Annotated in this window: 11 protein-coding genes and 1 pseudogene; 6 read left to right on the forward strand and 6 right to left on the reverse strand. The window is 47.8% G+C overall.

The window, feature by feature from the left end; translation table 11 throughout:
* The 5 genes from C7N83_RS12000 to C7N83_RS12020 form a co-directional block, all read right to left on the reverse strand.
* Positions 1 to 448 (reverse strand): F0F1 ATP synthase subunit B (locus C7N83_RS12000; RefSeq protein ID WP_106742912.1); only part of this gene is annotated, 448 nt, incomplete at its 3' end.
* 69 nt (positions 449 to 517) lie between these two features.
* Positions 518 to 751: a F0F1 ATP synthase subunit C gene (gene atpE, locus C7N83_RS12005; RefSeq protein WP_004284425.1), complete on the reverse strand. Its 234-nt coding sequence runs from the start codon at positions 749 to 751 to the stop codon at positions 518 to 520.
* A gap of 81 nt (positions 752 to 832) precedes the next feature.
* Positions 833 to 1,699, reverse strand: a complete 867-nt coding sequence (gene atpB, locus C7N83_RS12010; protein WP_106742913.1) for a F0F1 ATP synthase subunit A — start codon at positions 1,697 to 1,699, stop codon at positions 833 to 835.
* Positions 1,689 to 2,042, reverse strand: a complete 354-nt coding sequence (locus C7N83_RS12015) for an ATP synthase subunit I (protein WP_106742915.1) — start codon at positions 2,040 to 2,042, stop codon at positions 1,689 to 1,691. Before C7N83_RS12015 ends, atpB begins: the two co-directional genes overlap by 11 nt.
* Positions 2,043 to 2,419: 377 nt before the next feature.
* Complete coding sequence (locus tag C7N83_RS12020) at positions 2,420 to 3,280, reverse strand: ParB/RepB/Spo0J family partition protein (protein WP_106742916.1); 861 nt, start codon at positions 3,278 to 3,280, stop codon at positions 2,420 to 2,422.
* A 133-nt stretch (positions 3,281 to 3,413) separates the two neighbouring features.
* Between C7N83_RS12020 and C7N83_RS12025 the strand changes: the two genes are divergently transcribed.
* The 4 genes from C7N83_RS12025 to ubiG all read left to right on the forward strand — a co-directional run bounded on the left by C7N83_RS12025 (position 3,414) and on the right by ubiG (position 5,806).
* Complete coding sequence (locus C7N83_RS12025) at positions 3,414 to 3,992, forward strand: UbiX family flavin prenyltransferase (RefSeq protein ID WP_106742918.1); 579 nt, start codon at positions 3,414 to 3,416, stop codon at positions 3,990 to 3,992.
* A gap of 198 nt (positions 3,993 to 4,190) precedes the next feature.
* Positions 4,191 to 4,634 carry a PNPOx family protein gene (locus C7N83_RS12030; protein ID WP_106742919.1) on the forward strand — a complete coding sequence of 148 codons (444 nt, stop codon included), beginning with the start codon at positions 4,191 to 4,193 and terminating at the stop codon, positions 4,632 to 4,634.
* 91 nt (positions 4,635 to 4,725) lie between these two features.
* A complete protein-coding gene (locus C7N83_RS12035) occupies positions 4,726 to 5,007 on the forward strand; it encodes a GIY-YIG nuclease family protein (RefSeq protein ID WP_106742921.1) in 282 nt (93 codons plus the stop codon).
* Between the two features lie 82 nt (positions 5,008 to 5,089).
* The gene (ubiG, locus tag C7N83_RS12040; RefSeq protein WP_106742923.1) at positions 5,090 to 5,806 is read left to right on the forward strand and encodes a bifunctional 2-polyprenyl-6-hydroxyphenol methylase/3-demethylubiquinol 3-O-methyltransferase UbiG; all 717 of its coding nucleotides are present in this window, start codon (positions 5,090 to 5,092) and stop codon (positions 5,804 to 5,806) included.
* Positions 5,807 to 5,954: 148 nt separating this feature from the next.
* On the opposite strand, the gene C7N83_RS12045 is transcribed toward ubiG, so the two are convergent.
* Positions 5,955 to 6,446: a F0F1 ATP synthase subunit B gene (locus C7N83_RS12045; protein WP_106742924.1), complete on the reverse strand. Its 492-nt coding sequence runs from the start codon at positions 6,444 to 6,446 to the stop codon at positions 5,955 to 5,957.
* 755 nt (positions 6,447 to 7,201) lie between these two features.
* On the opposite strand from C7N83_RS12045, the gene C7N83_RS12055 reads away from it, so the two are divergent.
* Both C7N83_RS12055 and C7N83_RS12060 read left to right on the forward strand, forming a co-directional pair.
* Positions 7,202 to 7,462, forward strand: coding sequence for a hypothetical protein (locus C7N83_RS12055; RefSeq protein ID WP_106742927.1), 261 nt, complete (start codon positions 7,202 to 7,204; stop codon positions 7,460 to 7,462).
* 111 nt (positions 7,463 to 7,573) lie between these two features.
* A pseudogene (locus C7N83_RS12060) lies at positions 7,574 to 7,998 on the forward strand (transposase); the annotation flags it as partial.

Here is a 7,998-nt window from a genome sequence, read left to right on the forward strand (position 1 = left end):
TGAGCATTGTTGCGTGTTTTGAAGCATCAACTTCACTACGCAAAATAGACTCTGCACCTTTCACAGCTAATGCGGCAACTTGCTCACGCAAAGCTTCACGCGCACGGTGCATTTCCTGCTCAACATCGGCTTTAGCCTGTGCTGTAATGCGTGCGGCTTCTGTGGAAGCTTGCTGTTTAGCTTCCTCTACAATTGCAGCAGCACGTTTTTCGGCGTTAGCCACCATTTCGGCAACTTGTCCACGCCCTTCAGCCATGAGTTCTGCAACTTTCTTTTCTGCCTGCTCAAAATCACTTTTACCGCGCTCGGCAGCAGCCAAACCCTCAGCAATTTTGGCAGCGCGCTCATCCAACGCTTTTGCGATCGGCGGCCATACAAACTTCATGGTGAACCAAACCAAACCGAAAAAGACGATGATCTGCGCAAATAAGGTTGCATTAATATTCACTTTACTTAACCTTCGTATTAGGGTTAATCAAACAAACGATAAAACCGTTTGTAACGAACTGTGTTCGGATTAGCCTGCAAACGGGTTAACGAAGGCAAACAGCAAGGCAATGGCAACACCGATCAAGAACGCCGCATCGATCAAACCAGCGATCAGGAACAGTTTGGTTTGCAATGGACCAATCAATTCAGGCTGACGAGCAGAAGATTCTAAGTATTTAGAACCTACCATAGCGATACCGATGGAAGCACCTAAAGCGCCCAAAGCTACGATCAAACCACATGCGATAGCAATCAAACCCATTTTTAAAACTCCTTAAAAGAAAACAAAGGTTAAAACTACGTTGAAAAATTAAAAACCACTTAAAAAAAAATCTACTAAGTTTTAGTGTGTGTCGTGCGCCTGGCCGATGTATACAAACGCCAGTGCCATAAAAATAAATGCCTGCAGGGTAATCACCAAAATATGGAAAATCGCCCAAGCCAAACCGGCCAAAATGTGGAATACGAACAAAATCGGATCCATTACACCAATGCTGCCGGAAGCCGCCCAAGCGCCACCTAACAAAGCAATCAGCAAGAATACCAGTTCACCGGCATACATGTTACCGAACAACCGCATGCCGTGTGATACGGTTTTCGATAAGAATTCTACAATGTTCAACAGAAAGTTGGCCGGTGCTAATTTTGCACCGAACGGGGCACTAAACATTTCATGCATCCAACCGCCAAAGCCTTTGATTTTAATATTGTAGTAAATGCAGATAATCAAAACGCCGATGGCCAAAGCCAGGGTGGTATTCAAATCCGCGGTCGGCACGACACGCAATAATGCATGATGGTCACCGGCAACACCTTGCCAAGCCAGCGGCAATAAATCAACCGGCAGCAAGTCCATCGCATTCATCAGGAAAATCCACACAAACAAGGTCAGACCCAACGGGGCAACGGCTTTGCGCGATTGCTCGTCATGGATAATGCTTTTACACATATCATCCACAAACTCAAACAGAATTTCTACTGCAGCCTGAAAGCGTCCGGGCACACCGGCAGTTGCTTTCTTGGCACCGCGCCATAAGATAAAGCTACCGGCAATCCCCAACATTGCGGCAAAGAAAATTGCATCCAAGTTGATGTAAGAAAAATCAGCGATATTTTTCAGGCCTTGGCCTTGGGTTACGTCCGACAAACTGGTCAAGCTTTGCAAGTGGTGCTTGATGTAGTCGGCAGCGGTCATAGATTCACCTGCCATAGTCTTTAACTCTCAAATAATACAAAAAAACCAAATGGCTGACGCCGAGCAATCCGAAGAAAAACGGAAGGAAAACCAGTGATTCATGCCAAATTGCAAACACAATCAGCATCAACACCAGCGACAGCATTACTTTTAAAACCTCTCCCCAAATAAACATCCTGCTTTGCAGGTAAGGATTATTTTTAACAAGCTTTAAAAGTAAAACTGCAGTAGATGAAGGGATGAGATAGGTGACTCCGCCGGCCAATGCCGACCAAAAACCGCTTTTGCCTACGATTATCGCGCTTAGGGAAGAAACTGCAAACAAGACAATCGCTTGTAAAATTAAAATCTGCTTCATATTTTTAAGGCAATTGAGCCAAAATGCCAAAGCGAGGCTACTATAATCAAGAAGTACTGTGTCGTCAAGTGATTGTTAAGGTTTGTGAAACGTCATTATTTAATGATTCAGCGGTTTGAGGCAAATTGCTTATCTGGCAACTGCTATTCCCAATGATTTTAACACAAATTACACATCGTTACATTTTCATTACCATTAAAATACAATAATTTATGCGCCATTTAGATTGGCTTGTTACGTAAAAAATCGAAAGCCCTTTGATTTTAATCAGATTTTAATAAGGCCGTCTGAAAATTTCAGACGGCCTAAAACGTCATTTTTTATGCAGCTGAAGTAACTCGGCCTGAATTTTTTGGTATTTTGCTTAAAATGAAGCTTTATGCGTCGTATTGAATGCCTAATTTCTTGAGCAGGTATTCAAATGCTTCGGGCGTGTCGAAATGCAACACGATTTTGCCTTTTTTCTGGTTGGTGGTTTTAATTTCGGCGTTAACCCCCAAATGCTCAGTCAATACATCATTCAATCGCTGCACATCGGGGCTGATGGTTTTCTTCGGCTCTGCTTCTTTGGTTTGATGGGCAAGCTGGCTGCGGCGTTCGACTTCGCGCACCGACCACCCATTTTTTACGGCTTTTTGCGCCAATTCCAATTGGTCCACCACCGGCAACGTCAATAATGCGCGCGCATGCCCCATTTCCAAACGGCGTTGGTACAGCATTTCCTGCACCGGTTCAGGCAAACCCAGCAAACGCAGGCTGTTGGAAATCGCACTACGGCTTTTTCCGACGGCCTTAGCTACGGTTTCGTGCGTCAACCCGAATTCGTCAACCAATCGCTTCAAACCTTGTGCTTCTTCAATTGGATTGAGGTTTTCGCGTTGCAGGTTTTCAATCAAACCCATCGCCAGCGCAGTTTCGTCGCTAATGGTTTTGATGACTACCGGAATCTCAGTCAAACCGGCCAATTGCGAAGCACGCCAGCGTCGCTCGCCGGCGATTAATTCATATTGCGACAAACCGTGTTCGCGCACAATCACCGGCTGAATGACGCCCTGCGCTTTAATCGAATCAGCCAACTCCTGCAGCGCTCCGTCGTCTATCTGCACACGCGCCTGATAGCGGCCGGGCTGGATATTGCTAATGTCGACGGTGGTCAGACGGTCATTGGTGCTGTTGTCCACACCATTGGAAATCAGGGAATCTAAACCGCGGCCCAAACCGCCTTTCATTTTTGCCATACGTTATCCTTTGTTTTCAGACGGCCTTATCAAATCATGCACTATTTTAGCTATTTTATCGGATATTACTATGGATAGACAATTTGTATCCTATAATACTACTTTCAGACGGCCTGATACGGGAAAATTCTATATGATACGGCGGCTCATCATCGGCATCAGCGGCGCAAGCGGTTTCCAATACGGCTACAAAGCCCTGCAAATCCTGCAACCCCTACCCGACCTCGAAACACATTTGGTTATTTCCAAAGGTGCGGACATGACACGCATGCTGGAAACACCTTATTCTAAAGAAGCCGTGGCGACGATGGCAGATGCCATCTACCCGATCGGCAATTTGGGCGCGGCGATTTCCAGCGGCTCGTTCCGAACCGCCGGCATGTTGGTCGCTCCGTGTTCCATGCGCTCTCTGGCAGCAATTGCCCATGGTTGTAATGACAACCTGCTCACGCGGGCAGCAGATGTGGTATTGAAAGAACGCCGCCGCTTGGTGCTGATGGTACGCGAATCACCGTTGAATCTGGCGCATTTGGACAATATGAAGCGTGTCACCGAAATGGGCGGCATTATCTTCCCGCCTGTGCCTGCGTTTTACCAACAACCGCAATCGGTGGACGACATCATCACCTACAGCGTCGGCCGCGCCTTAGAAATGTTTGACATTGATGTGCCTGATTTGCCGCACTGGGGTGAAGATGAACCGAACATATGAAAACAGCAACAAATCAAATACCATGCCGCTGCCGCATATTTAGGCACCATATGCCGTTTAGTTTTCAGACGGCCTTTCTTTATTAAGCATCCTAAGCCGCCATGCTACGGTTTAAATTCAAAACATATCGGCGTATCATGGTTTCCGCTTCACTCAATCATACGACCATTCAGGCCGTATAAAACGACCAGGAATCGCATGAACGCTCTACCTCACAAAATCGTCAAATTTTTTCATCATAACCACGTTGCCAGCATCGCCACCCAATCACCCTCAGGCGAACTGTGGAGTGCGTGCTGCTTTTATGCGTTCGACGAAGTGAATGCGCAACTGATTGTGCTGACTTCCCCAAACACGCAACACGGCAGCAATATGATGTTGCAACCCAAGATTGCCGGCACGGTCGCCGGACAACCCGACAGCATTACCCAAATCAACGGCATTCAGTTTCAAGCACGAGCAAAATGTTTGCCCAGCGAAGTCGAACGGAAATCCGCTGCCGCGCGGTTTTATCAAGCCCATCCTGTTGCACGGGTAATGAAAAGCGATGTGTGGGTTTTGGTGCTGGACAAAGTGAAATTTACCGATAATCAACTGATGTTCGCCCAGAAAACGTATTGGTTGCGTGAAGGCGAACATTAACCAAGCTACAGGCCGTCTGAAATGCCCATGATTCGATGTTTGTTTATGCTTGCCGTAGCGTTTCAGACAGCTTTGTTGCGGAGTGCGAAAAATGACGGCTGAAAATTGGTGCGTTTATTTGATTTTGTGTACCAACGAATCGCTTTACTGCGGCATCACCAACCACCCGACCAAGCGTTTTCAAGCACACCAAACGGGCAAAGGTGCACGATACACACGCATTCACAAACCTATTGCCATGCGTGTGCTTTCAGACGGACTCAGCAAAAGCGAAGCCTTGAAGCAGGAAATCGCCACCAAAAAATTAAGTGCGCTGCAAAAGCGCGTTTTGTGGATAAAAATCAGCGAAACGGTTGAAATCAAAGCCGTCTAAATAGGTCGAAGGTTTCAGACGGCCTACCGCTCTGCCCTGCTTTGTTATAAAATCCCTATTCTGTCCAATCAGGAAACCGACCATGGCCTCTGAAACCCAACTCAATGTTGATGACAACGAAATCACCAAGTTCAGCCAAATCGCCGAAAAGTGGTGGGATAAAAACAGCGAATTCAAACCGCTACACGACATTAACCCGCTGCGCTTGGGCTATATCGACCGCTTGAGTCGGTTGAGCGGCAAACAGGTTTTGGATGTCGGCTGCGGCGGCGGTATTTTGGCTGAAAGCATGGCCAAGCAGGGAGCGGCGCATATAACCGGCATTGACATGGCGGAAAAATCTCTGAAAGTGGCCGAAGTACACGCGGTAGAATACAACATCGGTAATATCGCTTACCGTTGCGTGCCGGTGGAAGAATTGGCCGCCGAACAGCCACATGTTTTTGATGTGGTCACTTGCATGGAAATGCTCGAACACGTGCCCAATCCGGCTGCCATCGTGAAAGCTTGTGCACAATTGGTCAAACCCGACGGCATGGTGTTTTTTTCCACCATCAACCGCAATCCGAAATCTTATCTGCATTTGATTGTCGGTGCCGAATATGTGTTGAACTTCGTTCCGAAAGGCACGCATGATTGGCAGAAATTCATCACGCCGGCCGAATTGGCGCGTATGTGCCGCCACGCAGGTTTGGATGTCATCGACAGCAAGGGCATGAAATACAATCTGCTGACTAAAGAATACCACATCAGCGATACGACCGACACCAACTATATGATTGCCTGCCGCCCGGCTTAAAGACCTAAAACAGGCCGTCTGAACATATTGATGTTCAGACGGCCTGTTTGGTTGGATTGAGCCTATTTAAATAGGCTTTTTCACTAATTTTAACAGTATTTGAATATTCAATCAGATCAAAAACTGAGATTTTTGGCCTAGTTAGACATTAAGGATGATAAAAACCACCAGAAACTTTATCATAAAAGCCAATGAGCATTGTTGCGTGTTTTGAAGCATCAACTTCACTACGCAAAATAGACTCTGCACCTTTCACAGCTAATGCGGCAACTTGCTCACGCAAAGCTTCACGCGCACGGTGCATTTCCTGCTCAACATCGGCTTTAGCCTGTGCTGTAATGCGTGCGGCTTCTGTGGAAGCTTGCTGTTTAGCTTCCTCTACAATTGCAGCAGCACGTTTTTCGGCGTTAGCCACCATTTCGGCAACTTGTCCACGCCCTTCAGCCATGAGTTCTGCAACTTTCTTTTCTGCCTGCTCAAAATCACTTTTACCGCGCTCGGCAGCAGCCAAACCCTCAGCAATTTTGGCAGCGCGCTCATCCAACGCTTTTGCGATCGGCGGCCATACAAACTTCATGGTGAACCAAACCAAACCGAAAAAGACGATGATCTGCGCAAATAAGGTTGCATTAATATTCACTTTACTTAACCTTCGTATTAGGGTTAATCAAACAAACGATAAAACCGTTTGTAACGAACTGTGTTCGGATTAGCCTGCAAACGGGTTAACGAAGGCAAACAGCAAGGCATTAGCGGTTTTTTGCCAATGTTTATAAAAAGCGCCCTTTTTGCCATCAAAACAGCCCGGTGAAGAACCGCCGTAAAAACGGCAGGCAAAGATATAAATGCCCCCTGTGTAACACGTATCTCCCCACCCCAAAACCCGCATCCCCCGGGCTGCCCGCATACGGATACACCCACGGCAGGCAGGCCTGTCAAGCTCACCACTGCAACGGGAAAACCATCCGCCGTAAAACCAAACAGGCCCTTTCAAAGCCCATTTAATCGGAAAAGACTGCCGCCAATACCATCCTTCGGCCGCGGGTTCGGTGTCATGGTATTTCTGAACCGGCTATTGCCGTTTGACTTAAAAATGAGTACAAGTTTTTCCCATGCCGTCTGAAACCTGAAATCCGTCATTCCCGCACAGGCGGGAATCCGGAACGTGGGTTTTCAGTAATTTTTTACAAGTTCCCGTCCCGACGGAACCGGATTCCTGCCTGAGCGGGAGTGAGGGCATTTGGATATTTCTGTGCCCGTTATTTAGTAAAACAGCTATAGAGAGGAAATTCACTGAATTAAATGATGCCCTCCGGGCTTGGGAAGAGGAGGTAAGATTATATTTGTCAGAAGATATTTTAGTAGCCGGGAGTAGGGGCTGTTAAAGAAAAAGGGATGGGTATACGGGGCATTAGCGCAGGCGGGTTTGGCGATCTGAACAGCCTGTCCCCCGGTATTCCGTTCCAACCCGGCCCGTTTCACCGGCAGGGCATCATCCGGGGATACCCGGCCCGCCATCCGGAATCCGCAGCAGCCAAAGCATTAAAGGCATTGGCAGACGGTATGTTTAATCCAACCCAAACCGGATTTCAGACGGCCTTGGCAGCGTGGCATTGGGGTGGATATCCAATAAACCGGCAGTCGGACGGGCAGTAACTCTGGGTATAAAAACCCAAGTTGTTTCTTTTGTACTTTTTCAGATAATTTACAGTATGTTATCTTCATTTTCGAAGGGTAACATAACTGCCAATGCCGTCCACTATAAAAGGCCGCTACGCCGGCACAGCCGTTTACACCGTACCCGGTCTGAATTCGGACCGCTGTAAAGAACTGCCCGGTCTTTACCTGTCCGAAAGCGAAGGCGCGCGTTATTGGTTGGAAGTATTGGCCGGCCTGAACAACCGCGGCATCAAAGACATTCTAACAGCCTGCGCAAACGGTTTGGCCGGTTTTGACGAAGCCGTTCGCAGTATCTTTCCGCAAACCGGAGTACAATTGTGCGTCACCCGCCAAATCCGCAACAGTTTGCGCTGTGTCGCCAGCAAAGGCCAAAAGGCTGAAACCCATATACCGCGAAGCGGCGGAAGCGGCTTTGGACGGACCGGAAGAGGAATGGAGCGGAAATACCCGAAAGTGATACAGTCATGGCGCAGCAAACGGCCGCTCCTGTCTGCCTGTTTCCGCTGCCCCGG

It is taken from the genome of Neisseria iguanae (assembly GCF_003013245.1).
Lineage (GTDB): Bacteria > Pseudomonadota > Gammaproteobacteria > Burkholderiales > Neisseriaceae > Neisseria > Neisseria iguanae.

Bases quoted from the DNA above. Each gene is read 5' to 3' on its own strand.
- atpB (WP_106742913.1), bottom strand. From the start codon at position 1,699: ATGGCAGGTGAATCTATGACCGCTGCCGACTACATCAAGCACCACTTG.
- ubiG (WP_106742923.1), top strand. From the start codon at position 5,090: ATGGCCTCTGAAACCCAACTCAATGTTGATGACAACGAAATCACCAAG.
- C7N83_RS12015 (WP_106742915.1), bottom strand. From the start codon at position 2,042: ATGAAGCAGATTTTAATTTTACAAGCGATTGTCTTGTTTGCAGTTTCT.
- C7N83_RS12025 (WP_106742918.1), top strand. From the start codon at position 3,414: ATGATACGGCGGCTCATCATCGGCATCAGCGGCGCAAGCGGTTTCCAA.
- C7N83_RS12030 (WP_106742919.1), top strand. From the start codon at position 4,191: ATGAACGCTCTACCTCACAAAATCGTCAAATTTTTTCATCATAACCAC.
- C7N83_RS12035 (WP_106742921.1), top strand. From the start codon at position 4,726: ATGACGGCTGAAAATTGGTGCGTTTATTTGATTTTGTGTACCAACGAA.
- C7N83_RS12055 (WP_106742927.1), top strand. From the start codon at position 7,202: ATGGGTATACGGGGCATTAGCGCAGGCGGGTTTGGCGATCTGAACAGC.
- C7N83_RS12020 (WP_106742916.1), bottom strand. From the start codon at position 3,280: ATGGCAAAAATGAAAGGCGGTTTGGGCCGCGGTTTAGATTCCCTGATT.
- atpE (WP_004284425.1), bottom strand. From the start codon at position 751: ATGGGTTTGATTGCTATCGCATGTGGTTTGATCGTAGCTTTGGGCGCT.